We start from the raw sequence: 280 nt of genomic DNA, 5'->3' as shown, positions 1-280 counted from the left end.
TGTTCCTGTCGTCTCAGACGGCAAAATGTGATAAGCAATCTGAGCTATCCAATGGTAGCCTTTTTTGGTGATACGCATCGCTCCCCGTTTTGACTGAGATAACAGCTCAAACTGATCACTTGTTAGCACAGCTTTAATAGCCGTTCTCTTTGATTTTCCCTTTTGCATAATAGGAAAAGCGAGATGATTTGGAGTGACCGTATAGTTCTGATTGTTCCATGAGACTGTTCGTTTTTTGAACACACAGTTTCCGTGTTCAGCATATTTGGACTTAGCATAC

At 41.4% G+C, this 280-nt stretch carries 1 pseudogene; it reads right to left on the bottom strand.

The annotated features are described in order from the left end of the window. Positions 1-280 (bottom strand): annotated as a pseudogene (locus ABDZ53_RS02130) (hypothetical protein); the annotation flags it as partial.

The organism is Alkalibacterium iburiense (assembly GCF_039521845.1).
Lineage (GTDB): Bacteria > Bacillota > Bacilli > Lactobacillales > Carnobacteriaceae_A > Alkalibacterium > Alkalibacterium iburiense.
This window is presented reverse-complemented; position numbering and strand designations above follow the sequence as displayed.